Source organism: Nonomuraea sp. NPDC050310, assembly GCF_040655795.1.
In the GTDB taxonomy this organism is placed as follows: Bacteria; Actinomycetota; Actinomycetes; order Streptosporangiales; family Streptosporangiaceae; genus Nonomuraea.
In genome coordinates, this window is the sequence record NZ_JBFAKP010000008.1 from 191647 (window position 1) to 216616 (window position 24970).

Genomic DNA, 24970 nt, shown 5'->3' on the forward strand with positions numbered 1-24970 from the left:
GCGCCGGCGGCTGTGTCAGCGGTATCGCTCGACGAGGGTCCGGCCGATCGACGCGAGGTGGTCCCGCACGCCGGGCGGGCCGGTCACCTCGAGCCATTCGACCAGCCCGGCGAGCTCGCCCGCGAGCGAGTACTCGTCGTAGCCGCGGATGACGACCTCGATGCGGCCGCCGGCCGTGGAGCCGCCGACCTCCAGCCGGTCCCCGAAGCCCATCCGGAGCTTGCCGACCGCGTCGGGAACGCACACGGCGTGGGCTTCGAGGGGTGTTCGCCTGCGGTCGAGATCGTCGGCGATCTCCCGCCAGCTCTCGGCGAGGTCGAACCCTTCGGGCCGGTGCACGGGGTCGCCGGTCGGCTCGACGGAGGACACGCGGTCGATCCGGAACGTGCGCAGACCGGCGTCGGTGTGGGTGACGACGTACCACGTCGGTCCTTTGGCGACCACGCCGAGCGGGTGGACGATCCGCTCGGTTGCGCAGCCGTCGCCGTCGACGTACCCGAGCCGCGTCCGGACACCCCGGATCACCGCGTCCTGGAGGGCGTCGAGGAAGGGCGGGGTCGGATACTCGACCTGGCTCACCCCCCAGCGATGCGGATCCACCAGCCTCGACGACGCCGCGGCCTGCGCCGGCGCTCGGAAGGGTTCGGGCAGGGCCTGGACGAGCTTGCGCAGAGCGGCCCGCGCGGCCGGATTCGCCGACGAGGCCGGGCCGGCCATCAGGAACAGCGCCCTGGCCTCCGGGGCGGTCAGCCCGGTCAGGTCGGTGCGGGCGCCGCCCACCAGCCGCCAGCCACCCCCTCGGCCCTGCGCCGAGTACACCGGGACCCCGGCCATGGCCAGCGCGTCCAGGTCGCGGCGGGCGGTGCTCTCGGAGATCTCCAGCTCGCGGGCGACCTGCGCCGCCGTCACCAGCTCGCGCTGTTGCAGCAGGAGAAGGATGGCCACCAGCCGGTCTGCTCGCATGCCGACGACACTGCCACACCAAACCGCTCAGGAGATGACCTGTTCCGGTCGTCAGGATGGCGGCGCGACTCCAACAACGGAGCGCACCGACATGAGGACGGGCCAGTGCTCAACTCCACCGATTTCCCCCAGCCCACCCGGATCGCCGTCAACGGCGTGGAACTCGAGGTCTTCGAGGCCGGAGAGCGAGGTGCGGGAAAGCCCATCGTGCTGTGTCACGGCTGGCCGGAACACGCCTTTTCCTGGCGTCACCAGATGTCGGCCCTCGCCGCGGCCGGCTACCACGTCATCGTGCCCAACCAGCGCGGCTACGGCCATTCCTCGCGCCCCGGCGATGTCACCGACTACGACATCGGCCATCTGGCGGGCGATCTCGTCGCGCTTCTCGATCACTACGGGTACGGCGACGCCACCTTCGTCGGTCATGACTGGGGGTCGTTCGTGGTGTGGGGGCTGACCCTCCTGCATCCGGCCAGGGTGAACAAGGTCATCGCGCTCAGCCTCCCTTATCCCGAGCGCGGGGAGCGGCCGTGGATCGAAGCCATGGAGGCCGTGCTCGGCGGCGACTTCTACTTCGTGCACTTCAACCGACAGCCGGGCGTCGCGGACGCCGTGCTCGACCAACAAACCGCCCGGTTTCTGGGCAACCTCTTCCGGAAGAACGTGCCCGTGAGCGAGCCGCAGCCGGGAATGGCGATGATCAACCTCGCCAGGACGGAAACAGCGCCCGGGGAGCCGCTCATGAGCGACAGCGAGCTGGCCGTCTTCGTCTCGGCCTTCGAGTCGACCGGGTTCACGGCGAGCATCAACTGGTACCGCAACCTTGACCGCAACTGGCGCCTTCTGGCGGACGTGGACCCGGTCATCCGCCAGCCCGCGCTCATGCTCTACGGCGACAGGGACCTGGTCGCACGGGGGGAGAACCTGGCGCAGTACGTGCCGAACGTGGAGGTGGTCAGCCTGGATTGCGGCCACTGGATCCAGCAGGAGAAGCCGGAGGAGACGAACCAGGCGATCCTGAAGTGGCTGGAACAGCACGACGCCACCTGAGCCGCGATGACAGGCCGGCCCTGGCGGTGAGGAGGTCGGCGGTCACCGGGTCGCGGCCGACGGCCCGATTGTCCAGCCAGGAGGTGGCCGCGGCGGCGACGCGGTCCAGGCCGGCGTCCATGGCGGCCAGCGCCTGGGTCGTGGTGAGCCGGCCGAAGGGGAGCGACTCCAGGGTGTTGCGTTCGCTCAGCGTCTCGCTGCAGGTGTCCGGCCAGCTCGGCGACGTCGACGAGCACATCCTGCAAGGCGGCGGTCGCCAGTGTGCCGGGGTGGGTGGTGGTCATGGGCGGGGATCCTTTCCCGGGATGGTGGTGATCAGCAGGGGGTGAGCCGGGCCGCGTCCACGCCCCCGAGGGTGGGCGCGGCCCGGCTCCTGCTGATCGAGGTCGATGGGCAAGACGTTAGGTCCCCGGCGGCAGGCGGTAATCGGTTAGATGACTGCACCTGAGCCGACCGGCTCCTGACTTACGCGGCCGTCCAGGGGCGTGGCGCGGGTCTCGGGTGCCAGCAGTACCGCGGTGAAGGCGATGGCGGCGCAGATCACCAGCAGGACGGCGATCGGCCACGAAGCGCCGCCCGCGGCCGCCACCAGGGCGGCCGCCACGAGCGGCGCGGGCCCGCTGGTCAGCGCGGCCGTCCACTCGCGGGCGATCGCGATGCCGCTGTAGCGGTAGCGGGTGCCGAACCACTCGGTCAGCATCGAGGCCAGGACCGCGAACATGCCGGTGACGCAGACGCCGTACCCCAGCGTGACGGCGAGGATCACCAGCTCGGGCCGGGCGGTGTCGAGCAGCCAGAACATCGGGAAGGCGAACAGGGCCAGGGCGAGCGCGGCGCCGAGGAAGACGGGCCGGCGGCCCACCCGGTCGGCGAGCACCCCGAACAGCGGCGTGAGCGCGATCGCCACCGCGGAGGAGACGACGTTGGCGGTCAGGCCCACCGTCGCGGGCAGGCCGAGCGTCCTGGTGACGTACGACAGGACGAAGACGTTCAGGATGTAGCCGATCGCGCCGTAGGGGGCGTTGACCGCGACGGCGATCAGCAGGCCGCGCGGCTGCCTTCTGACGACCTCCAGCGCCGGGAACCGGCTCAGCCCCCGTGCCCGCTCGCGCTGGAAGAGCTCCGACTCCTGGACCCGGGTCCTGAGGAAGAGCCCGACGCCCACGCCCACCAGGCTGAGCAGGAACGGCACCCGCCAGGCCCAGGACTCGAACGACGGCAGCGGCGCGACCGCGGTGAAGACCAGCGTGGCGATCAGGATGCCCATCTGGACGCCCGCGGCCGGAAGCGAGGCCCACAGGCCCCGCCGGCGCGGTTCGCTGGCCTCGGCCACCATGACCACGGCGCCGGCGTACTCGGCTCCGGCGCCGAAGCCCTGGGCCAGCCGGAGCAGCGTCAGCAGGATCGGCGCCGCCATGCCCACCTGGTCGTAGGTGGGCAGGAGCCCGATGCCGGTCGTGGCCAGTCCCATCAGCAGCAGCGTGATCACCAGGGCGGGCTTGCGCCCGATGCGGTCGCCGACGTGCCCGAACACGACCCCGCCGATGGGCCGGGCCAGGAACCCGACCGCGAACGCGGTGAAGGAGCCGAGGGTGCCCGCCAGGGGCGCGTCGGCGGGGAAGAACTGGTCGTTGAAGACGATCGCCGCGGCCAGCCCGAAAAGGGCGAGGTCGTAGAACTCGATCACGGTGCCGATGACGGCGGCTTTGGTCACGGGTCTGGTGGTCATGGCTTCCTCCTTCTGACGGGGCCGGGCGCCTGGGGACCGGCGTCGGGCGTGCGGGATCAGCGGACGGCGAGTCCAGGAGGTCGCGTCCGTGCGTGAGCGCCTGCGGTACGGCAAGCGGGGCGAAGAGGTCCGGAGGGGGCGGGCGTGGTCAGCCGGCGGCGACCTGCCGGATGAGGTCGGCGACCGCCGCCGGCTGGGAGATGTGGACGGCATGGCTGCCGATGACCTCGACGACGGTGGAGCCGGCGCGTTCGGCCATCCTGCGCTGGGCGGGCGGCGGGATCATCCGATCCTCGGTCGCCAGCAGGTACCAGCTCGGCCGGTGCCGCCACGCCGGTTCGGCGACCGGCCCGCGCAGCGCGTCCACGCCCCACGGCACCTGCGAGTCGGCCATGAAGGCGGCCACCTGGTCGGGCAGGTCGGCGGCGAACCAGCCGGGGAACTGCTCGCGGTCGAGCAGGAGGAAGCCTTCGACGGGAGGGAGGATGGGCGGCGCGGGCGCGCCGGGGATGAGGGCGTGAACCGATTCGCCCCGGTCGGGCGCGAAGCCGGTGACGTAGACGAGGGATGTGACGTTGGGATGGTGGCCGGCCTCGCTGATGACGGCTCCGCCGTACGAATGGCCGACCAGGACGGCCGGGCCGTCGAGGCGGTCCAGGACCCGGCGGGTCGTCCTGATGTCGTCCGCCAGCGACCGCGTCGGGTTCTGCACGATGTGGACGCGGAGCCCGTCCCAGGTCAGCTCGTCGTAGACGCCCCGCCAGCCGGAACCGTCCACGAACCCACCGTGCACGAGCACGATGTCCCTGACTGGGGGCATGATCACTCCTGGATGGAGGGCCAGGCCCGGTGCCTGTCCCGTTGCCTCCATCCAAGGCGCGCGCACGCCGGGAGAACACGCAGAACAGCACGCAGAAGTGGGCGGAACCGTCAGCGCACGGAGCCGGCCAGGTCGCGGCAACGGCCGCTCGCCTCGGTGTCGCCGACGGCCTCGTACACCTCGGCCGCCCGCGCGTAGGCCTGCCGGCTCTCCTCGCCCCGGCCGTCCTCCGCCAGTACGGTCGCCAGCGTCTCCAGGGCGCCGGCTTTCAGGGCGGGCGCCTGCGCCTGGTCCATGAGTTCGATGGCCTCGGTGAGCCTGCCGATCGCCTCGGCCCGACGGCCGAGGAGCGCCAGACACTCACCGATCCTGGCCAGGGCGATCGGCCGGATGAACGTCGCGTTGTTCGGCGACAGCCCCGACGCGTCGTCGTCCACCAGGTTCTGGAGGTCGAGGTAGTACTGCAGGGCCTCGGCGTACCGGCCCATGTCACGACGGCAACTGCCGAGCGAGCCAAGGCAGTGGGCGTAGGCGTCGATGTCGCCGTCGGCCTTGAAGATCTCCGCCGCCCGGCTCTGCGCCTCGACGGCCTCCTCGAGCCGGCCGAGCCTGCGCAGCGCGCCCGCCGCGTAGTGGTGGGCCGAGGCGACCTCCTCGCTGCTGCCGCCACGGACGGCCAGGTCCATCGCCTGCGCCGTGTAGCGCAGCGCGGCCTCCATGTCCCCGCCGGACAGCACCTGGACCCCGGCCAGCGCGTTGAGCTGCGCGGCCTGCTGCGACGGATCGCCCAGGGCGGCGGCCGCCTCCGCCCCGAGGGTGTAGACGTCGGGCCAGTGCACCGCGTGCATCCAGCGGTTGGAGAAGTGGATCATCGACGTGGCGAAGCCGAGGACGGCGGCGTGCTCGCCCCGGTTCGCCATCTGGCGTAAGGCGCCCAGCCAGTTGTCGACGTTCACCCGCAGCCAGCGGTCGGCCTCCTCGATGCTGGACAGGCCGGCGAGCTCGGTGTCGCGAGGGTCGTTCCGGGGTCCGAACCACCACCCGGCGGTGGTGGCCATCCGCAGCAGCCAGGACGTCACCGTGGCGCTGACCGCCTCGCGCTCGGCCGCCGACTCCTCCGCCCGGACCCGGTCACGGGCGAACAGCAGGACCAGGTCGTGGAAGCGGTAGCGGCCGGAGGCGCCGTCCTGCAGGAGTCCGAGGTCCACGAGTTCGTCGAGGGCGTCCCACGCGCCGGCGATCGACGTGCCGCCCGCGACGGAGGAGAGCGCGGCGTCGAAGTCCCGGCCCGGCACCAGGGCCAGGCGGCGGAAGATCCGCCGCGTCGAGTCCGCGAGCTGGTCGTAGGAGAGCCCGAACGCGGTGGCGATCTTCAGGTCGCCGGCGCTGAGCTGGTCCAGGCGGCGCTCCTCGTCGGTCAGCCGGGCGGCGAAGTCGGCGGCGTTCCAGCCGGGCCGGCTGGCCAGCCGGTTCCCGGCGATCCGCAGCGCGAGCGGCAGGCCGCCGCACAGCTCCGCGAGCTGCCACAGGGCCGGCTCCTCGTCCGGGGCGCCCCGGTCCTTCAGGATGCCGGCCAGCAGTTGCGTGGCCTCCAGTTGCGCGAGCGGCCCGAGGTTGAGCCGGCGCACCCCTTCCAGGCCGGCCAGCAGCCGGCGACTGGTCACCAGCGCCCTGCCCTCGCCGCCCGGCAGCAGCGGCCGTACCTGCTCCTCGGAGGCGGCGTTGTCGAGCACGACCAGCACGCGCCGATCGCGCAGCAGGGAACGGTACAACGACGCGCGCCCGGCGAGGTCGGTGGGCACCTGCTGGTCCGCCACGCCGAGCGCGCGCAGCAGCAGGCCCAGCGCCTCGTCGACGGGCAGGGGGTCGGGCGACATGCCGAACAGGTCGAGGAAGAACACCCCGCCGGGGAAGTCCGGCCGCAGCTCGTGCGCGGCGCGGATGGTCAGCGTGGACTTGCCCAGCCCCGCCGAGCCGGTGACGAGCCCCACGCCCGCGCCTTCGGCGCGCATCACCTCGCCGGTCCAGGCCAGCTCCGCGGCCCGGCCGGTGAAGTCGTCGACGGTCCGGGGCAGCTCGCACAATCCGGTCGGCCGGTTCCAGTGGTCGCGCAGGCGGCCCTCGCGCGCCAGCTCGACGAGCTGCTCGCGCTCGGCGCCGGCCAGGCCGAGCGCGTCGGCCAGCGCGACGACGGTCCGGTGCTGGGGGCCCTTGCTGCGGCCGCGTTCCATGTCCGACAGCGTCCGGGCGCTGACACCCGAGGCCTCGGCGAGCTGCTCCAGCGTCAGCCGCGCGGCGCGCCGGTGCTGCCGCAGCACCTGCGCGAAGCTGATCGGGGTGGCGATGGCGGGCTCCCTCTGCGCGATCCGGTGGAGATCACCCAGAGCCTACGCGGGGCCCCGCCGCCGGTCACCTCCCGGGGATCGCGTGCGCAGGTTGACGGCTCGGATGGCGGTCTGCTTGCGGGCGTTGCCCGCTCTGTCCCGGGCTCCGACCTTCAGCGCCACCGCCAGGCCACCGCCAGGCCACCGCGCGGCACCCGCCTGCCGTTCACCAGGGCACCACCCCGGCGTCCTCGAAGAACGCGCCGGTCGGGCCGCCGTCCGGGAGGGTGGCGAGCCGGATGGCGATCGCCGCGCCCTGCTCGGGCGTGCGCACGCCGCGGAAGCCGTTGAGGTCGGTCGCGACGAAGCCGGGGCAGGCGGCGTTGATCAGGATGGCGGTGTCCCGCAACTCCCTGGCGTACTGCAGGGTGACGGCGTTGAGGAACGTCTTGGACGGCGAGTACGCCGCCGACAGCGGCCCGACCACGGCCAGGTCGGTGGACGCGCTCTGCCGGGTGAGGGAGCCGACGCCGCTGGACATGTTAACGATCCGCGGCGAGGCGGAGCGGCGCAGCAACGGCAACATCGCATTGGTGACGCGGATGACGCCGATCACGTTGGTCTCCACGGCCACCCGCACCGCCGACAGGTCGACCGTCGTGGGGTCCTGCGGCATGCCGCCGGTCACCGCGGCATTGTTGACCAGCGCGTCGAGCCGTCCGGCGCGTTCTTCGACGAGCCGGGCCGCGGCGGCGACGCCGGCGTCGTCGGTGACGTCCAGCGGCACACCGAACGCGTCCACGCCCGCCGCGCGCAGCTTCTCCACGGCCGACTCCCCGCGTCCGGCGTCCCGGGCGCCCACCCCGACCCGCCAGCCGAGGCCGCCCAGACCGGCCGCGATCTCGAAACCGATTCCCTTGTTCGCGCCGGTGACCAGCGCGATCGACTGTTCGCTCATGTCTCGATCCTGGCGGCGCACCTGGTGGGAGCTCTAACACCGTCTGGGTAGCCGGCGATACCCCAGCGGTATCGATGCGGGTCGCTCCGCCGTACGGTGGGGGCATGGAAACGCGGGAGCTGCGGTATTTCGTCGCGGTCGCCGAGGAACTGCACTTCGGGCGGGCCGCGCAGCGGCTCGGCATCGCGCAGCCGCCCCTGTCGCGGGCCATCCGGCAGATCGAGCGCCGGCTGGGCGTTCCGCTGCTGACCCGCAGCAGCCGCGCGGTCGCGCTGACCGAGGCCGGCGCGGTGCTGCTGCGCGAGGGCCGGGCGGCTCTCGACGCGGTCGAGGCCGCCGAGCGCCGCACCCGGCGGGCCGCGACCGGCCGGCCGGGCCTGGTCCTGGTCACCAAGGCCGGAGCGGTCGGCGAACTGCTGGTCAAACTGCTCGACGCCTACGCCGCCGAGCCCGATTCGGTCGCCGTCGAAGTGGTCCTGTGCGGGATCGCCGAGCAGGGGCGGCTGCTGCGCGACGGCCGGGCGGACGCGGCGCTGCTGCATCTGCCGTACGACTCGACGACCGGCTTCGACACCGAGGAACTGCACGCGGAGGGACAGGTCGTCGTGCTGCCCGCCGGGCACCCGCTCACCAGCCGGGCCGAACTGCGGATGGCCGACGTCGCCGACCTGCCCGGACTGCCGCGGCCGCGCTGGCCCCGGCCGGACGGCAGCCACGCCGACGGGCCCGGCCCGCAGGTCCGCGACCTCGCGCAGTTGTGCCAGCTCATCGCCCTGGGCCGGGCCTCGGCGATCCTGCCCGAGTCGTGCCGCGCCCAGCTACGCCATGATCTGGCCGCGGTGCCGGTGCCGGACGCGCCGACGGTGACGACCGTGATCGCCTGGCCGCCGCACAGCCGGTCCCTGGCGCTCGCCTCCCTGATCCGCACCGCGACCAGCCTCTGACCCCTCCGGTCGGGCTCGGTCACAGCCAGTGCCAGGTGATGTCCGCCTTGGCACGCCGTTCGGCCATGTGCTCCGCGAAGCCCGCGCGGCCGGCGGCGGCCAGGATGGCAGGGTCGCTCGGGTCGGCGGGCCGGCGCTCGCGGACGACGCCGAGCAGATGGTGCCGGCCATGGGGGACAGGGCCGACGACGCCCTTCTCCGGTACGGCACGCAAGGGCTCGGGCAGATCGAGGGCGGGACCCTCGGCGGTGTGGACGCTGATGCGGTCCCGGCCGGTGAGAGCGCGGACAAGGGCCTCGGCGGGATCGGGGGCACCGGCCAGCTCGGCCAGCCGATCCTCGGGGCCTTCCGCCCACAGCGCCCAGACCTGGTCGAACTCGGCCGGGTTGCGCTCCAGGTAGTCGCGTGCCGTCTCCCGCTCGATGCGGGCGCGGACCCGCTGCTTGAGGGCCAGGCCGAAGATGTGGCTGGTGTAGGCCGTCTCGTTCAGGCCGACGGCGTCGAGCCAGCGCATCATGTCGTCGCGGCTGCGCAGGCCGTTCCTGATCCGGTAGGCGTCGGAGGCCTGCTGGAGTTCCTCCTGGGTGGGCGGGAGCTCCTTGCCGGTCAGGTCGCTCAGGATGCAGTAGTCGATCAGCTCGTCCTGGATCGTGGTGTCCCGCTCGGCCCGGGCACGCAGGGTGAGCAGCGCGTTTTGGATGAGCAGGGCGAAGTCGTCCACGGTGACCACCCGGCCGGAGGCCCAGTGGGTGGAGTGGTCCACCGTCCACGGGACGCCGTCGTCGGCCGGGGCGGTCAGCGCCACGCTGCCCCCGTCGGGGTGGGCCAGGACCAGGTCGTAGTCGACGATGGGGCTGCCGGGCCGTACGTCGGCGACGAGCTGGGCGCGCGTGGCGGGCCGGCTCTCCCGCCAGCGGGCGACGGCCCGGCGGGCCTCGGGCACGTCGTCGCGGCGGCGCGGCAGCGCACGCAGCAGGTCCACGGCTTCGGACAGGGCGGCGTTGAAGGTGCTGGTCATGGAGTGGTTCACCTGCGGGGTTCGGCGGCGATGAGCCAGTCGGCGACGGCGGCGGCGATGGGCAGGCCGGTGGTGGCCTCGATCCAGCCCCACTGGCCGGCGGGGTTGATTTCCAGGTACACGTACTCGCCCTCGGGAGTGACGATCAGGTCGATGCAGCCGAAGTGCAGGCCGAGCGCGGCGGTCAGCTCCAGGCAGCGGCGCTCGACCTCGGCGGGCAGCTCGTGGATCGCGTAGGTGGAGAAGGTCTGCTCGTAGTGGCGGTAGTCGTACCGCGTCGCGCGCGAGCCCTGGGAGTGGATCTCGGCCGCGAACACCCGCTCGCCCACGACGGTGACGCGCAGCTCGACGGCCTTCCTGACGTACGGCTGCAGGATGGCGGGTGACAGGGCCAGCCGGTGCCGGTCGGTGAGCCGGCGGCGGGTGACCGGCGTGGTGTAGTGCGAGTGGTCCGCGCCGTCGACCCGGAACTCGACGTACTCCACCTCCTTGGCGATCAGCTCCCCTCCGGCCTCCTCCCAGAACGGGATGAGGTCCTCGTCGTCGTTCGTGACGAGCGTCTCGGGAGTGGTGAAGCCCAGCGAGGCCGCGACGCCGAGGTTGACCAGCTTGTTCTGGGTGCGCAGGATGTCCATGGTCCTGGCCGGCAGCCAGCGGCTGTCCAGCGTGTGCTCCCACCCGTGCAGCAGGATGCCGGCGATCTTCTCGACGTACCTGCGGTGGTTGCCGTCGGTGACCGACTCGGGCGCGTGCGGATGGGTCGGATGGCGGTTCCAGATCGCGGTGAACCGGGAGCAGTCGTACTCGCCGCCGTCAACGCGCAGCGTGTGCCGCCAGGACCCGCCGGTCAGCCGCGAGCTGATCACGCTCTCGGCGGGATAGTCGCCCGGATCCCACCACAGGAACTCGGCACCTCGCTCGACGAGTTCGGCGACGACCGACTTCACCGAAACGTCACCCTTGGCGCTGAGGATCAGAATCAACGGATTTCCTATCATCGAAGGCGGCGTGCCCGATACGCGCGGGCACGCCGCTTCCTTTGCGGCGTCAGGGCTTCAGGCCCGGGCCGTTACATGATGTGGTCGCGCCGGTCGACGGTCTGGCCCTTGTGGGCGCTGGCGGTCCAGAAGCAGGCTTCCCACTGCATCTCCCGGCCGCCGACGATGTCGTCCAGGGCGTCCTCGGGCAGCTCGGCGAAGCTGTCGAGGTTGTCCAAACGAATGCTCATTTCTTGCACCTCCCTTCTGGGATCGATGGAACGAGACTTTCGCGGGGCCGTCTTGGATCTTGGTTGGAGGCGGCTTGCACGTCCCTGTCGCGGTGGTTCCGCGAGCCGGCGGCCCGTCCGCCGGCAGGCCACGGATGGGACGGTCTTCCGCTTCCTGCCGGTGAGCGAGTCCAGCAGGACGAGGTCGCCCATCCGGCAGGGCTTCGCGGCGGTGCTGTGGTCCTCGACGGCCGCGACCGTCCTGCCGTCCGGCGCCAGCGGGCTGAAGGCGTAGTGCTGCGGCAGGACGACCGCCGTGGAGTCGCCCGGTGAGGTGGGCGGCCAGAGGCCGGAGATCGTGCGCAGCCGGGAGTTGGGCGAGTACTCCGCGAGGGTGATGGTGGCGCCATCCGGCGACAGGCCGATGGGGACCCAGCGGGGCGGAAGCTCGCGCACGACCCTGCCGTCCAGGTCGAAGAGCAGCGCCGGATCCTTGAGCTCGGGGACCCTGCTGAAGGCCAGATAGCGCCCGTCGTCGGACACCATCAGCCGCGTGATGCTGTACAGCCACCTCTTCGCGGGCAGCCTCATCGGCGCCGTGGTCGTCGCGCCCGAGGCCAGATCGCGCACCTGGAAGGTGGCTTCCTTCGCGCTGTAGTAGGCGATCTTGCGGCCGTCCCGGCTGATCGCCAGCGGGCTGTCCTGCCTGCTGCGGCTGGGCAGCGCCTCCGGCAGGCGGTAGGTCCTGCCGCTGCGGGTGACCACTCGCCAGGCCGGTTCGGTCCACGCTCTCGAAGACCCCGCCCTGCCTGTGGCAGGCGTTACCGGTAATCGATGGCCACTGCGGAATCTCCTGCGAAATCATGGCTTCGTGACCTCTTTGTCCGGCCGGGAAGCCGAAGTGCTCAGCCTGCTCAGCTCCGGGATGACGAACGCCGCCATCGCCGCCCGCCTGCACCTCTCCGTCCGGACGGTCGAGAGCCACGTCTCCTCGCTCCTGCGCAAACTGGGCGTGCCCGATCGACGAGCCCTGGCCGGGCTCCACGCTCCCGGCGAGGTGGTCGGCCTCCCCATCCCCAGGACCCGCTTCATCGGCCGGACGGCGGAGCTGGAGCAGGCCCGGGCGGCACTCGCCGGCAGCCGGATGGTCACGCTGGTCGGCGCCGGGGGAGTGGGCAAGACCCGGCTGGCCGTCCATCTCGCCGCGAAGACGGCGACAGCGGGAGCCTTCGTGGACCTCGTCCCGGTCCGGGAGGGGTACGTCGTCCAGGCCGTCGCCGCCGCGCTCGGGGTGAGCGGCGCGCAGCCGGGCCCGCTGTCCGACGCGGTCGTCGAGCGCCTGGCCTCCGACCGGGCGCTGCTCATCCTCGACACCTGCGAGCACCTGCTCGACTCGGCGGCGGCCCTGGCCGAGCAGGTGCTGGCCGCCTGCCCCCGGACCAGGATCATCGCCACCAGCCGGGAACGCCTCGGCATCGCCGGCGAGCTGCTGGTGCCCATCGGCCCGCTCCCGCTCGGCTCGGAAGCCGAGGAGCTCTTCCTCGACCGGGCAGGCGTCTCCGCACCCGAGGTCTGCGCCCGGCTCGACGGCCTCCCGCTGGCGCTCGAGCTCGCGGCCGCCCGGGTGCCGTCGCTGGGCGTGGACGGGCTGCTCGCCGGGCTCGACGACCGGTTACGGCTGCTGTCGGGCCGCCGCGACCCCGACGAGCGCCACCGCTCCCTCAGCGCGGTGATCGGCTGGAGCCACGACCTGCTCGACGAGCAGGAGCAGGCGCTGTTCCGCCGGCTCGGCGTCTTCCACGGCCGCTTCGACCTGGCCGCGGCCACGGCGGTCAGCGCGGGCGGCGAACGCGGCCAGGTGGCCGACGTTCTCGGCCGCCTGGTGGACAAGAGCCTGGTGGTACGGCAGGCCAACCGCTGGCGGCTGCTCGACACGATCCGCGCCTACGCCCTCGACCGGCTGGCGGAGTCCGGTGAGGAGGCGGAGACGCGACATCGCCACCTGGTGTGGGCCGAAGCCTTCGCCGAGCACCTCGAAAGCCGGCTCCGCGGCGACTGGCGGGAGGAGTTCGACGCCGCCGTGGACGACCTGCACGCCCATGCTCCGCACTCGCATCGGCTCGCCCGCTCGCTCGGCCATCTCGGCTTCGCCCGGGGCTACCTCGCCCAGGCGCAGGACCACTACGAGCTGGCGGCGGGCCGTACCCCCGACGCGGCGCAGGCCGCCCACGACCTGCGGGTGGCGGCCAGCATCGCGGCCCACGGGTCTGGAGAGGAGGCCGTACGGCTGCTGATCGCCTCGGCCGGCCGGGCGGTCGAGGGCAGCGCCCGGGCGATCGCGCTCGCGCAGGCGGTCGAGCTCTACCACCGGTCACCCGCGGCCTTCCAGGCCCCCGCGCCGGCCGAGGTCATCGTGAGCCTCCTCGATCAGGCCCGGACCGCGGGCGACCCCGGCTCCCCGCGGGTGGCGGCCCATCTCGCCCTGGCCGCGGCCTGGCCGAAGCCCGGTGAGGCCGATCTCGCCCTCGCCGGACACGCTGCCGCCGCGGCTCGCCGTACCGAAGACCCTGTCCTGATCTGCGCCGCGCTCGATGCGGTGGGCACCGCGCTCAAGAGCGCGGGCCGCTACCTCGACGCGGCCCGGGTGAGCCGCGAGCGGCTGGCGCTCGCGGAGCGGCTGGACCCCGATGATCCGATGGCCGCCCTTGAGCACGTCGAGGCACTCGGAGTCGCCTGCGACGACGCGGTGCTCGTCGGGGACCTGTCCCGGGCGCTCGAGCTGAGCTGGAACGAGGCCAGGACACCCACGTCCCGGGCCTGGCCGGTCGTGCCGCTGGCGCTCCTCGGGGAGTTCGACGCGGCACTCGAACAGGCCGAGGCGGCGTGGGAGAGCCAGCGCCGGTCGGGGCGGGTCAGCTCGGGGTGGCTGGGCCGCGCGGTCATCGCGGCCTCGTTCATCCAGGCCGTGCGGGGCGACAGGAGCCGGGCCCGGCTCTGGCGGGGCAGGCTCGTGGAGATGTTCGGGGCCGAGAACCTCGTGCACATGCCGGCGCTGGCGTTCTTCGACGCCCGGCTGGCGGCCTTCTCCGGCGACTTCACCGACGCCCCCCGGCTGGTCGAGCGGGCTTTCGCCAGGTATGCGAGTGCCACGGCCATCCCCTACGCCAGGGCGGCGGGCGCCGAGCTCGCGGTGCTGGCGGGGCTGCCCACCGCGGCGGCCCTGGTCGAGCAGGCGGCCGCGACGGCCGAAGCCGCGGCCAACGACTGGGCCCGGGCCTGCCTCGCCCGGACCCGGCGCCGCATACCTGAGGCGATCGCGGGGTTCGAGAGGATCGGCTCCCGGTTCGAGCGGGCGTGCACGCTCCTGCTGGAGCCCTCACGAGAGCCGGAGGGGCACGCGGAGCTCGCCGCTCTCGGGGTCATCCCGCCCTTCGCCCGGGCCGCCGGGGGGTGAACGTCAGGGCGTTCCCTGATGGCGTCGGGTCGAAGATCGCCGATCCTGTCGGCACGGGCTCGATCAGGGGCCCGGCCGTCCGGTGATCCGGACGAACGCACCGGGAGGACCGAGTGAGACGGATCTCGATCGCGCTGGGCGTGATGGTGGCGACGGCCCTGGTCGGCCAGAGCGTCGTTCCCGCCCAGGCCATGGCTTCCACCGACGGCAGCGCGCCCTTGTCGCTGGCCGAACCGACCGGCCCGTACCGGGTGGGCCGGACGACCCTGCATCTGAAGGACCCCGGCCGGGCCGACCCCTGGGTCCCGGCGAAGCGCCGGGAGCTGATGGTCTCGGTGTGGTACCCGACCTGGCTGCCGAGGGGCCGGACCGCCGCGTACACGAGCAGGAAGGAATCCGAGCTGCTCGTCCGGCACTTCAACGCGGGCCTGCCGCCGGGCGCCGGTCTGCCGCTGGACCTGCTGGCCACCGTCGAGACCCACGCCAAGGCCGACGCCCCGCCGCTGCCGGGCAGGGGCGCGCTCGCGCTGGTGGTGCTGTCACCCGGCTGGGAACTGCCCCGCAGCTCGCAGTCGGGGCTGGCGGAGGATCTCGCCAGCCGGGGTTACGTCGTGGCCGCGATCGACCACACCTACGAGTCGGTCGCCGTCGAGTTCCCCGACGGCCGGGTCACCGGCTGCGTGGCCTGCGCCCGGCTGGCGGCCTTACCGGAGGACCAGCACGAGAGGTTCTTCGAGAAGGTGACCGCCGGGCGGGCCGCCGATGTGTCCTTCGTGCTCGACCGGCTCACCGGATCCCGTCCCGCCTGGCGCGGCGGCCGCTCCATCGACCCCCGCCGCATCGCGATGGCCGGGCACTCGATCGGCGGTGCGAGCGCCCTGCCCGCCATGCTCGCCGACGCCCGGGTCAAGGCCGGGATCAACATGGACGGACGCCAGTCGCCCGCGCTCACCGTCCCGTTCGACCGGCCCTTCATGCTGCTGGGCGGGGAGCAGAGCGTCCCCGGCGGTGACATCGGCTGGGGCCCGACCTGGGACCGGCTCACCGGCTGGAAGCGCTGGCTGAGCGTGCGAGGGATGGGCCACGAGTCCTTCTCCGACCTGGCCGTGCTCCTCGGTCAACTGGGGGCGCCCCTGCCCGGCCTCCCCGGGGACCGGTGCGTCCGGATCGTCACCGGCTACGTCGCCGGGTTCCTCGACCTGCACCTGCGAAAGATCCCGCAGCCCCTGCTCGACGGCCCGAGCGCCCGCTTCCCCGAGGTCGATTTCCACTCCTGACCGGGCCCGGGTACCGCTCCGAACGCCGGGTGAGGCCGCCGGCCTCGTGAGCGGTGCCGGTGCCTAACGCTCTCCCGGCGTGACCACACCGGATTCGTACGCCAGGACCACCGCCTGGACCCGGTCACGCAGCCCGAGCTTGGCCAGGATGCGCCCCACGTGGGTCTTGACCGTGGTCTCCGACAGGAACAGCCCGGCCCCGATCTCGGCGTTGGACGCGCCCCGGGCCAAGCTCAGGAAGACCTCGCGCTCCCGCTCGGTGAGCACCTCGAGCACGGCCTCCGGATCGGTGTCGGTCTTCGCGACGAGCCGCCCGATGAGCCGCCGGGTCGTGGCCGGCGCGATGATCGAGTCACCCCGATGCACGTGCCGGATCGCTGCGACGATCTCCTCTCCCGGCGCGTCCTTCAGCATGAACCCGCTCGCGCCAGCGCGCAGCGCGGCCAGGGCGTGCTCGTCGAGGTCGAAGGTGGTCAACACCAGCACCTTCGGCGGGTCGTCCAGCCGCTGGATCTCCCTGGTGGCCGTGACCCCGTCCATCCAGGGCATCCGGATGTCCATCACCACCACGTCGACGCGCCGCGACTCCAGCGCCTTCAGCGCCTCCAGCGCCGCCAGGCCGTCTGCGGCCTCGGCCGCCACCTCGACATCCGGCTGGGAGCTGACGACCATCCTCAGGCCGTTGCGCAACAGCTCCTGGTCGTCGACGATCATGATCCTGATGATGAGAGACTCCTGGGCTCGTAGGGCACGGTGGCCGACAGCAGGAAGCCGGCACCGGGACGGCTACGGGCCTCCAGGGTGCCTCCCACCATGCTGAGCCGTTCGCGCATCCCGGTCAGCCCGACGCCGGCCCCTTCGGCGGGCGGCCGGTCGCCGTCGTCGGTGATGGTGATGTGCAGCCCGTCCGGACGCCACGCCAGCGTCAGGTCCGCCTGGGCCGCCTGGGCCGCCGCTCCCGCGTGCTTGATCACGTTGGTCAGTCCCTCCTGGATGACGCGATAGGCGGTCAGGTCGGCGGCGGGGCGCAGCGGCCGGGCGTCCCCGACCTCTTGGACGGCGACGTGCACGCCCGCGTTGCGCACCTGGTCGAGCAGGTCGGACAGGACCGCGAGGCCTGGTTGCGGAGCGGTGCCGTGCTCGGCGTGCAGGACGCCGAGGAGCCCGCGCATGTCGCGCAGGGCCTCGCGCCCGACCTCGGCGATGGTGGCGAACACCCCGGCGCCGGGCGCGTCCGGGTCGGAGAGCCGGCCGCCTTCGGCCTGGCTGACCATCACGGCGAGGGAGTGGGACACCACGTCGTGCATCTCGCGGCTGATGCGGTCGCGCTCGGTCCTCGTCGCCTCCATCCGCTCCCGGGCCCGGTCGGCCTCGGCCCGCTCGGCCTTCGCTCTGAGTTCGGACAGGAACAGTCCCCGCATCCGGCTGAGGCGGCCCAGCGACCACAGGCACGCCATCACGGCGATCAGACCCACCGACAGCCCGAGCCGCCACGAGACCAGTTCGTACGAACCCGACGAGCCGCCCCAGGAGGCCGGATCCCACAGCCGCGCCAGGAGCAGGCCCACACCCGCCAGGGCGACGGCCAGGCAGAGCAGGCCACGCAGCAGGTCGAGCCGGCCGGACGCCGTGTAGAGCAGCAGCCCGAAGACCAGCGTGCTCGGCAGCAGCACCGCCGGATAGTAGGCGCCGCCCGGGTCGTGCAGGGGCGGCAGCGCCACCAGCAGCAGCATGGCCGCGGCGGCCAGGCCGTACGCCGCCAGCGGGCGCAGCCGGCGCGGAACGACGCACGCATGGAGCACGAGCAGGCCGAGACCCGCCAGCAGACGGAGCGACAGCGGACTGTCCGAGGCCCGGAGCAGGCTCACCGAGATCAGGCCGAGCGGCACGGCGAGCAGGACGGCGAGCACGGCATCGGCGCTCAGCCGATGCCGGTCGAGGAAGGAGTCCATCGCGGCGCCGGAAGGGGACGGGGACTCTCGCACGCGCCCCATTATGGTCGGCGTGCCTGATCGGGGTGCCGGCGGCGATGGAGGTAGGCCAGCGCCGCCACCGCCAGGGCCGCCCCCCACAGCGGCCACAACATCTCCGGCAGCCAGGCGCCCAGCTCCTCGGCCGCCCCCACCGGGCCGACCTGCTCGCCGGTGAGCTTCTTGCGGACGTACATCAGCCCGGCGGAGCTGATGGGCAGGGCGAGGGCCAGCGCCGAGCAGGCCGGCAATCGAGGTGGGATCGGCCGCCCGCCCAGGAACGGCATCCAGCGCGGCCAGATCTCCCCCCACGGCCGGACCAGGCCGACGGTCAGGGCCGCGCCGAAGAGGCCGAGCAGGCTGAGACCGGCCCCGATCGGGGTGATCTCGGCGATGTGGGCCAGGAACCGGTCGCTGATGCCGACGGGCAGCCCGAGGAGCCAGCCGAAGCGGGTGACGGCGTAGACGACGGGGACGGCGACCGCGACCACGGTCGCCCACTGCCCGACCCGTAGCGCACCCGCGGCGCTGCCGGGCTGCCTCGGCCCTCCGGCCAGTGTGCGCGCCCCCAGGACCATCAGGCAGACACCGGCCGCCATGAGGATGAGCAGGTTGACGCTCGGCCACGTCAGCATGGTGGCGATCATCGAGAACTCGGCCTGGCCGACGAGCGCGGCGGCCAGCATGACCGGCAGGTAACCGGCGGTCATCATGATGCGGACGTCGGGCAGGAGCACCGCCAGGCCGGCCCCGGCCACGACGGCCGCGACGGCGGAGGCCCGGTTGAGCGGGCCTCTCGCGGCGAGCGCGGCGACGACGCCGGCCACCAGCGCCGACCCGGCCAGCGTGCTCCCGCCCACCGCCGCCGGAACCGGGTCGAGCAGGGTGCCGCCCGGGCCCGTACGGCCGGCGTCGAACGGATATCCGGGCCCTCCGAAGGCCCAGAGCAGCCCGAGGACGAGATACGTCACCGACCAGACGACGATGATCAGGACCGGCACGAACGCCCGGATGCTTCGCGGGGAAGAGGTGTTCACCCGGCCCAATCTGTCGCTGCGGCGGTGCCCCGCGCATCGTCTCGGGGGCGCGGCGGGCTCCTCCGCAGGTCGCGACGGCGTCGTCCCTGAGGATGAACGCCCAAGGCCGGCATGCGGAGATCGCTCGACGCCGACAGCTGAACCCCTACCGCGCAGGGTCTTCGGGCGGGCAGGGTGACGCCATGGACCTTGGTTTCCGCGGTGAGGTGGCCGATCTCTACCACCAGTACCGGCGCGGCTACCCGCCGGCCGTCATCGGCTCGCTGGTGGAGTCCTTCGGTCTCACCGGGGACGACACCGTCGTCGACCTCGGCTGCGGGACCGGTCAACTGGCCCTGCCGATCGCCGCGAAGGTGCGGGCGGTCGTCGGCCTGGACCCCGAACCCGACATGCTGCTCCGTGCCCGGCGTGCCGCCGACGAGCAGGGTGTCGCGAACGTGAGCTGGATGATCGGCGCCGACACCTACCTGCCGGCCCTGGGCCGGCTGCTCGGGCGCGGGACCGTGGGCGCGGTGACCATCGGGCAGGCCCTGCACTGGATGGACCACGACACCCTGTTCCCCGCGCTGGCTCCGCTGGTGCGGCCCGGCGGAGGCGTGGCCGTCCTGGCCAACGGGACGCCGCTCTGGCAGCAGGACACCGCCTGGTCGCGGGCGCTGCGCGACTTCCTGGAGCAGTGGCGTGGCCGCAAGCTCACCCGCACCTGCGGCACCGACGAGGAGAGCCGGAGGCGGTACGGCGCGAGCCTGGCCGCCGCCGGGTTCGAGGTGCGCGAGACCGGGTTCGACTACACCGACGAGCTGGACCTCGGCCGGATCGTCGGCAGCGTCTACTCGGCCCTTCCCGTCGACGAGCTTCCCGCTCCGGACCGCAGGGCCTCCTTCGCCGAGCAGGTCCGCGGTGCGCTGGAGCCGTACGCGCCGTTCACCGAGCACGTCCGCGTGGCGATACTGATCGGCCGGACACGTTCGAGTTGACCTCAACCGCGGTTGAGGTCGCACGATGGCGGGCGGGGCTGCGCCCCGTCCACCACGATCACTACACGGGACCTTCATGAAGCTTGAGATCTACGCCGATGTGCTGTGCCCCTGGTGCTACATCGGCAAGAGACGCCTGGCGGCCGCGGTGGCCCGGGCTGCCGGCCATACCAGCATGGAGATCATCTGGCGCGCCTACGAGCTCGCGCCGGGCGAAGGCCGGACGCCCGGCCAGACCGCCGCGGAGGCCCTGGCCGGCTGGTGGGGCGAGCGGACGCCCGCCCGCGTCGCACTGATCCGGTCACTGGGCGCGGCCGAGGGCCTGGAGCTGAACCTGCACCTGGCCCGCCCGGTGAACACCTTCGACGCGCACCGGCTGGTCAAGCTCGCCGCCGAGCACGGCCGGGCCGACGAGATGATGGAACTGCTGCTGCACGCCTACCACACCGAGGGGCAGAACGTCGCCGACCCCCAGGTCCTGCAACGCCTCGGCGGCGAGGCCGGGCTGGACGCCGGGCGGGTGCGCAGCGTGCTGGACGGCGACGACTACGTCGGCGAGGTGCGTGACGACCGGCGCCGCGCCGCCGAGCACGGCGTCACCGGTGTGCCCAGCCTCGTGCTCGACGACCGGCCGCCGGTCTCCGGAGTCCAGCCCGTCGCCGATCTGCTCGCGCTTCTGGCGGACGACCCGGCCGCTCACCCGGTGCCCGGCTCTTGACCCTCACGTCGCGTCAGGCGGCATAGTCGGTGCCGTGGAGGAGCACTGGACCGTGGGACGCGTGGCCCACCTGGCCGGCGTGAGCGTCCGCACGCTGCATCACTATGACGCGATCGGGCTCGTGCGCCCTTCGGCGCGGACCGCGGCCGGGTACCGGGCCTACTCGGCGGGCGACGTGGAGCGGCTGCGGGAAGTGCTGGCCTACCGGCGGCTGGGCTTCGGCCTGCGCGAGGTCGCGGACCTGGTCGGCGACTCCACCACCGACGCCGTCGCGCACCTGCGCCGGCTGCGCGGCCTGTTGCTGGAGCGGCGGGATCGCGCTGACGCCATGGTGGCGGCCATCGACCGGGAGATCGAGGCACGGGCGAAGGGGCTGACGGTGACACCGGAGGAGCAGCTGGAGATGCTCGGCGCCCGGCTGTACGACGCGATCGGCGGCGCCTACACCGCGACACGGCGTACCGATCCGCGGATCGCGGCGCAGATCTGGGACGCGCTCGGGGACGCACGGACGGTGCTGAACGTCGGGGCCGGAACCGGCTCCTACGAGCCTGCCGATCGCCGGGTGACCGCGGTGGAGCCCTCGGCGGTCATGCGGAGCCAGCGGCCGGTCGGCACGGCACCGTGCGTGGCCGCCGCCGCGGAGCGCCTGCCGTTCGAGGACCGGTCCTTCGACGCCGCGATGGCCGTCTCCACCGTTCACCACTGGGGGGACCCGCTAGCGGGGCTGCGCGAGATGCGCCGCGTGGCCCGCCGCGTGGTGGTGCTGACCTTCGACACCGACGAGCCCGGCTGGCAGGACCGGTTCTGGCTCACCCGCGACTACCTGCCCGAGTTCGCCACCGTCCTCGCGGAGTTCCCCTCGCTGGCGGGGATGGCCGACGCGATCGGCGCCCGTGCTGAGCCGGTGCCCATCCCGTGGAACTGCGCCGACGGCCTGTTCGAGGCGTACTGGCGCCGGCCGGGGGCGTATCTGGAGAATCACGTCCGCCGGGCGATGTCGGTGTGGACGAAGGTGGGGCCGGAGGCCGAGCGGCGGGCGGTGCGAAGCCTCGGCGACGACCTCCGGTCCGGCCGGTGGGCCGAGCGCAACCGCGACCTCGCCGACCTCGACACGGCGGACCTCGGTCTCCGCCTGCTCGTCGCCTGAACGGACAGCGAGCCCAGCGCTTCGGGGGAGCCTGTATCGTGGACGAGTTCCAGTTCCTTCTGCGTCGATCTTGAGGTGACGTCCTATCAACCAGGCCAGGTAGCCGTCCGCGTTCCCCGCGTGCTGTCTTGTCGCACGTGTCCGGGGGCGGACGTCGCGCTGGCCTGAGTTGCGTCACCCTTCCCGCAGTTTCCTTTACCGGGTGCAGCTCTGCCGTCTGCCCCGGTGCGGCTGTCGGCAGGGCTCCCCGATCGATCTGGATCAGGAGTTCCCCGTCGTGCCTCACTACACCACTGATGAGTCCCCCGGACTGTCCAAGATGGGCTTGACCGCCTGGATCGCCCTCTTGGTGCTGCTGGGCGCCGAGCTGATGGACATGATCGACCAGTCGGTCGTCCTGACCGCCCTGCCCGCGATCCAGGAGTCGACCGGCGCCGGACCGGCCGCCGTACAGTGGCTGACCACCGGCTACTCGCTGCCCATCGCCGTCGGCCTGATCACCGGCGGCCGCCTCGGCGACCTGTACGGCCGGCGCAGGATCCTCCTCATCGGCACCGCCGTGTTCACCACGGCCTCGCTGCTGTGCGGCCTGGCCGCCGGGCCGGGCCTGCTGATCGCTGCCCGCGGGGTGCAGGGCGTGGGAGTGGCCCTGATGATCCCGCAGATCCTGGCCACCCTCCATGTCACCTTCGAGGGGCAGAACCGCAGCAAGGTGTTCGGTCTGTACGGAGCCGTCATGTCCCTCGCCAACGTCCTGGGCCCGGTGATGGGCGGCCTGCTGACCGAAGCCGACCTGTTCGGGCTGTCGTGGCGGCCGATCTTCCTGGTCAACGTGCCCGTCGGCCTCGCCGTGATCCTGCTGGGACGCCGGTTCATCCCCGAGTCGACCGTCCAGAGGGCCGACCGGCTCGACCTGACCGGCATGCTGCTGTCCGCGCCGGCCATCGTCCTGATCGTCTTCCCGCTCGCCGAGGGACACCTACGTCGCTGGCCGCTGTGGTGCTTCGCCCTGCTCGCCGCGGGACTCCTCCTCCTCGGCGGCTTCCTGCGCCACCAGTGGCGCAAGCAGGGCGACGCCCCGCTCGTCACCCTGTCCCTCTTCCGGAGCCGGCAGTTCTCCGGCGGCATGGCCGCGCAGCTGACGCACGGCCTGCTGTGCGGGCTCTTCTTCATGACCTGGACGCTCTACCTCCAGCGCGGGCTGGGCCTGAGCCCCTTCCACGCGGCCCTGGCCTTCGTGCTGCTCTCCCTGGGGGAGCTGGCCGGCGCGTCGCTCGCGGCCAAGAGCGCCGGGCGCTTCGCCCGCAGCCTTCCGCAGGCCGGCGTCCTCATCACGCTCGCCGCGATGGCCGCCTACGGGCTCCAGGCCGACGCGAGCCAGGCCGGCCTGACCCTGCCGGCGATGGCCGCCCCGGTGGTGCTGATCGGGTTCGGCCTCGGCATGGTCAGCGGCCCGCTCGCCGACCTGACGCTGGCCCGAGTCCCGGAGGCGGACGCCGGGTCGGCCTCGGGCCTGTTCAACACCGTCATGCACCTGGGCATCGCCGTCGGTACCGCCCTGACCGCCCTGACGTTCTTCGCCACCACCGGCGGCTCACCCGACGCCGCGCTCAACCGCGACGCGTTCCTCACCGTGCTGTGGTGGGCCGGCAGCCTCCTCGCCGTCATGTGGGCCCTGCTGTTCTGCCTGCCCAAGCGCGGGTACGGCAGGCGCCGCGACGCCCGATGAGAACCGGCTCAAGGGGAGGTCGGCTCCGCCAGGCCCGGCAACTGGTCCATGAAGGCGATGGCCCGGCGGAGCAGCGGCACGGTGACCGAACCGGATCCCACCATCGCCAGATGCAACGCCTCCAGCACCTGATCCCGGCCGACGCCTTCCTGCGCGCACTGTTCCAGGTGGTAGTAGACGCACTCCTCGCAATCCTTGGTCACCGAGATGACCAGGCCCATCAACTCCTTGACCCCCTTCGACAGGGCCCCGGGCTCGTAGGCGGCGCCGTCCAACGCGAAAAACGACTCCACGACCGGACCTGTGGCACGCAGCGCGTCGTTGCCCTTGGCCCGGGAATGGCGAAACTCGTCTGGAGCAGGAACGTTCGTCATGAGCTCACGCTATCGGTGACGACTTCTCGCCCCGGCTGCGGGATTCGGTCGTGACAGTCGGGAAGATTCCGGCGATCCGTGGACCCTGTGTTCGGCGTCCGGCCTTCTGGCGGGTGCCTTGCCGACACGGCGTTCGCTCTTGTGGGCCGCCCGCGCTCCATCCGGGAGCCGGTCCGGTTCAGTGCTGGAGGGTCGCGAGCCAGTCGGTCAGCAGGCGGTTGACCTCGTCGGGGCGCTCCTGCTGGATCCAGTGCCCGCAGCCGTCCAGCAGGTGGGAGGCAGACAGGCCGGGGAGGGTGGCGGGAAAGGCGTCGATGGCGTCGGACATCCAGGTGGTGGAGGCGTCCAGGGCGCCGCCGATGAACAGGGACGGCTGCTTGATCGGGGCTCCGCGGTGCGGGGCGAGGTCTTCCCAGTCCCGGTCCATGTTGCGGTAGCGGTTGAGCGCGCCGACGACCCCGGTGCGCTCGAACTCCCCGGCATAGACGTCGAGGTCGTCCTCGCTCAACCAGGCCGGGCGGACGCCCGTGGGAAAGCGGTCGCGCAGCCGGCCGCCGCCGCGGGCGACGAAGTGCGGGTCGGGCTCGTCCTGGGCGGGCATGGTGTCGCCGGACAGGGCCGCGTAGAAGCCCCCGAGCCAGCCCCGGACGTCGGGCTCGATCTCCGCCTCCGCGCGCCCGGGCTGCTGGAAGTAGGAGACGTAGAACTCCTGCTCGGGGCCGCCGACGTGGCCGAAGACGTCGGTGGGGCGAGGGCCCCCGGGCGGCGCGTAGGGGACGCTCAGCAGGGCGACGGCGCGAAAGACCTCGGGGTGGAGCAGCGCGGAGGCGGAGGCGATGGTGGAGCCCCAGTCGTGGCCGACGACCACCGCGTTCCGCTCGCCGAGGGCGCGCACGACGGCGACGTTGTCCGCCACCAGGTCGAGCATCCGGTAGGCGTCGGTGGCCTGCGGTTTGGAGGAGCGGCCGTAGCCGCGCACGTCGATCGCGACCGCCCGGTAGCCGGCGGCGGCGAGGGCCGGGAGCTGGCGGCGCCAGGAGTACCAGGACTCGGGGAAGCCGTGCACGAGCAGGATCAGCGGGCCGGTGCCCTGCTCGACCAGATGCAGGCGCCCGGCCGGGCCCTCGACGGTGCGGTGGCGGAGCTCGTCCGTCGGCGCGGGCTGCATCGGCTGTATCGGCTGCATGGGCTTGTCCTCGGTTCGCGGGCGGACGCGGCTACCCCTCGATCATGCGGCGGGACACCCCCCGGAGCGATTCGCCTTGCCATTC

At 72.8% G+C, this 24970-nt stretch carries 21 protein-coding genes; 8 read left to right on the forward strand and 13 right to left on the reverse strand.

Going from position 1 to position 24970, the window contains the following annotated elements:
* Nucleotides 1–15 precede the first annotated feature (15 nt).
* On the reverse strand, nucleotides 16–963 hold the full coding sequence (locus AB0I67_RS21370) for a WYL domain-containing protein (protein WP_357926132.1): 948 nt from the start codon (nucleotides 961–963) through the stop codon (nucleotides 16–18).
* A gap of 105 nt (nucleotides 964–1068) precedes the next feature.
* Between AB0I67_RS21370 and AB0I67_RS21375 the strand changes: the two genes are divergently transcribed.
* Nucleotides 1069–2013, forward strand: a complete 945-nt coding sequence (locus tag AB0I67_RS21375) for an alpha/beta hydrolase (protein WP_357926134.1) — start codon at nucleotides 1069–1071, stop codon at nucleotides 2011–2013.
* Between the two features lie 430 nt (nucleotides 2014–2443).
* Here AB0I67_RS21375 and AB0I67_RS21380 read toward each other — a convergent pair whose 3' ends face one another.
* From AB0I67_RS21380 to AB0I67_RS21395, 4 genes are all read right to left on the reverse strand, one after another.
* Nucleotides 2444–3742, reverse strand: a complete 1299-nt coding sequence (locus AB0I67_RS21380; RefSeq protein WP_357926137.1) for an MFS transporter — start codon at nucleotides 3740–3742, stop codon at nucleotides 2444–2446.
* 148 nt (nucleotides 3743–3890) lie between these two features.
* Nucleotides 3891–4562: an alpha/beta hydrolase gene (locus AB0I67_RS21385; protein WP_357926139.1), complete on the reverse strand. Its 672-nt coding sequence runs from the start codon at nucleotides 4560–4562 to the stop codon at nucleotides 3891–3893.
* A 110-nt stretch (nucleotides 4563–4672) separates the two neighbouring features.
* Nucleotides 4673–6880, reverse strand: a complete 2208-nt coding sequence (locus AB0I67_RS21390; protein ID WP_357926142.1) for a tetratricopeptide repeat protein — start codon at nucleotides 6878–6880, stop codon at nucleotides 4673–4675.
* 232 nt (nucleotides 6881–7112) lie between these two features.
* Nucleotides 7113–7844 carry an SDR family oxidoreductase gene (locus AB0I67_RS21395; protein WP_357926145.1) on the reverse strand — a complete coding sequence of 244 codons (732 nt, stop codon included), beginning with the start codon at nucleotides 7842–7844 and terminating at the stop codon, nucleotides 7113–7115.
* Between the two features lie 104 nt (nucleotides 7845–7948).
* Here AB0I67_RS21395 and AB0I67_RS21400 point away from each other — a divergent pair, with 104 nt between their 5' ends.
* A complete protein-coding gene (locus AB0I67_RS21400; protein ID WP_357926148.1) occupies nucleotides 7949–8788 on the forward strand; it encodes a LysR family transcriptional regulator in 840 nt (279 codons plus the stop codon).
* A gap of 19 nt (nucleotides 8789–8807) precedes the next feature.
* On the opposite strand, the gene AB0I67_RS21405 is transcribed toward AB0I67_RS21400, so the two are convergent.
* The 3 genes from AB0I67_RS21405 to AB0I67_RS21415 form a co-directional block, all read right to left on the reverse strand.
* Nucleotides 8808–9806, reverse strand: a complete 999-nt coding sequence (locus AB0I67_RS21405) for a TIGR04500 family putative peptide maturation system protein (RefSeq protein ID WP_357926151.1) — start codon at nucleotides 9804–9806, stop codon at nucleotides 8808–8810.
* Between the two features lie 8 nt (nucleotides 9807–9814).
* Entirely contained in the window at nucleotides 9815–10789 is a 975-nt protein-coding gene (locus AB0I67_RS21410) for an MvdC/MvdD family ATP grasp protein (protein ID WP_357926153.1), read from the reverse strand.
* A gap of 86 nt (nucleotides 10790–10875) precedes the next feature.
* On the reverse strand, nucleotides 10876–11778 hold the full coding sequence (locus AB0I67_RS21415; RefSeq protein ID WP_357926155.1) for a hypothetical protein: 903 nt from the start codon (nucleotides 11776–11778) through the stop codon (nucleotides 10876–10878).
* Between the two features lie 106 nt (nucleotides 11779–11884).
* Between AB0I67_RS21415 and AB0I67_RS21420 the strand changes: the two genes are divergently transcribed.
* Together AB0I67_RS21420 and AB0I67_RS21425 are read left to right on the forward strand one after the other, a co-directional pair.
* Nucleotides 11885–14467 carry a LuxR C-terminal-related transcriptional regulator gene (locus AB0I67_RS21420; protein ID WP_357926157.1) on the forward strand — a complete coding sequence of 861 codons (2583 nt, stop codon included), beginning with the start codon at nucleotides 11885–11887 and terminating at the stop codon, nucleotides 14465–14467.
* Between the two features lie 113 nt (nucleotides 14468–14580).
* Nucleotides 14581–15744, forward strand: a complete 1164-nt coding sequence (locus AB0I67_RS21425; protein WP_357926159.1) for an alpha/beta hydrolase — start codon at nucleotides 14581–14583, stop codon at nucleotides 15742–15744.
* 63 nt (nucleotides 15745–15807) lie between these two features.
* On the opposite strand, the gene AB0I67_RS21430 is transcribed toward AB0I67_RS21425, so the two are convergent.
* Genes AB0I67_RS21430 through AB0I67_RS21440 form a run of 3 tightly spaced genes read right to left on the reverse strand, consistent with a single transcriptional unit; the run spans nucleotide 15808 to nucleotide 18751 of the window.
* Complete coding sequence (locus tag AB0I67_RS21430) at nucleotides 15808–16458, reverse strand: response regulator transcription factor (protein ID WP_357926161.1); 651 nt, start codon at nucleotides 16456–16458, stop codon at nucleotides 15808–15810.
* Nucleotides 16455–17729 (reverse strand): histidine kinase, encoded by a 1275-nt coding sequence (locus tag AB0I67_RS21435; RefSeq protein ID WP_357926164.1) that lies wholly within the window; start codon nucleotides 17727–17729, stop codon nucleotides 16455–16457. Before AB0I67_RS21435 ends, AB0I67_RS21430 begins: the two co-directional genes overlap by 4 nt.
* A gap of 8 nt (nucleotides 17730–17737) precedes the next feature.
* Nucleotides 17738–18751 (reverse strand): hypothetical protein, encoded by a 1014-nt coding sequence (locus AB0I67_RS21440; protein WP_357926166.1) that lies wholly within the window; start codon nucleotides 18749–18751, stop codon nucleotides 17738–17740.
* A 182-nt stretch (nucleotides 18752–18933) separates the two neighbouring features.
* Between AB0I67_RS21440 and AB0I67_RS21445 the strand changes: the two genes are divergently transcribed.
* From AB0I67_RS21445 to AB0I67_RS21460, 4 genes are all read left to right on the forward strand, one after another.
* A complete protein-coding gene (locus tag AB0I67_RS21445) occupies nucleotides 18934–19728 on the forward strand; it encodes a class I SAM-dependent methyltransferase (protein ID WP_357926169.1) in 795 nt (264 codons plus the stop codon).
* A gap of 76 nt (nucleotides 19729–19804) precedes the next feature.
* The gene (locus AB0I67_RS21450; RefSeq protein WP_357926172.1) at nucleotides 19805–20446 is read left to right on the forward strand and encodes a DsbA family oxidoreductase; all 642 of its coding nucleotides are present in this window, start codon (nucleotides 19805–19807) and stop codon (nucleotides 20444–20446) included.
* A gap of 34 nt (nucleotides 20447–20480) precedes the next feature.
* Nucleotides 20481–21596 (forward strand): MerR family transcriptional regulator, encoded by a 1116-nt coding sequence (locus AB0I67_RS21455; protein WP_357926173.1) that lies wholly within the window; start codon nucleotides 20481–20483, stop codon nucleotides 21594–21596.
* A gap of 277 nt (nucleotides 21597–21873) precedes the next feature.
* On the forward strand, nucleotides 21874–23325 hold the full coding sequence (locus AB0I67_RS21460; protein ID WP_357926176.1) for an MFS transporter: 1452 nt from the start codon (nucleotides 21874–21876) through the stop codon (nucleotides 23323–23325).
* An 8-nt stretch (nucleotides 23326–23333) separates the two neighbouring features.
* Here AB0I67_RS21460 and AB0I67_RS21465 read toward each other — a convergent pair whose 3' ends face one another.
* Together AB0I67_RS21465 and AB0I67_RS21470 are read right to left on the reverse strand one after the other, a co-directional pair.
* Entirely contained in the window at nucleotides 23334–23699 is a 366-nt protein-coding gene (locus tag AB0I67_RS21465) for a carboxymuconolactone decarboxylase family protein (RefSeq protein WP_357926178.1), read from the reverse strand.
* Between the two features lie 178 nt (nucleotides 23700–23877).
* A complete protein-coding gene (locus AB0I67_RS21470) occupies nucleotides 23878–24885 on the reverse strand; it encodes an alpha/beta hydrolase (RefSeq protein WP_357926180.1) in 1008 nt (335 codons plus the stop codon).
* Nucleotides 24886–24970 lie beyond the last annotated feature (85 nt).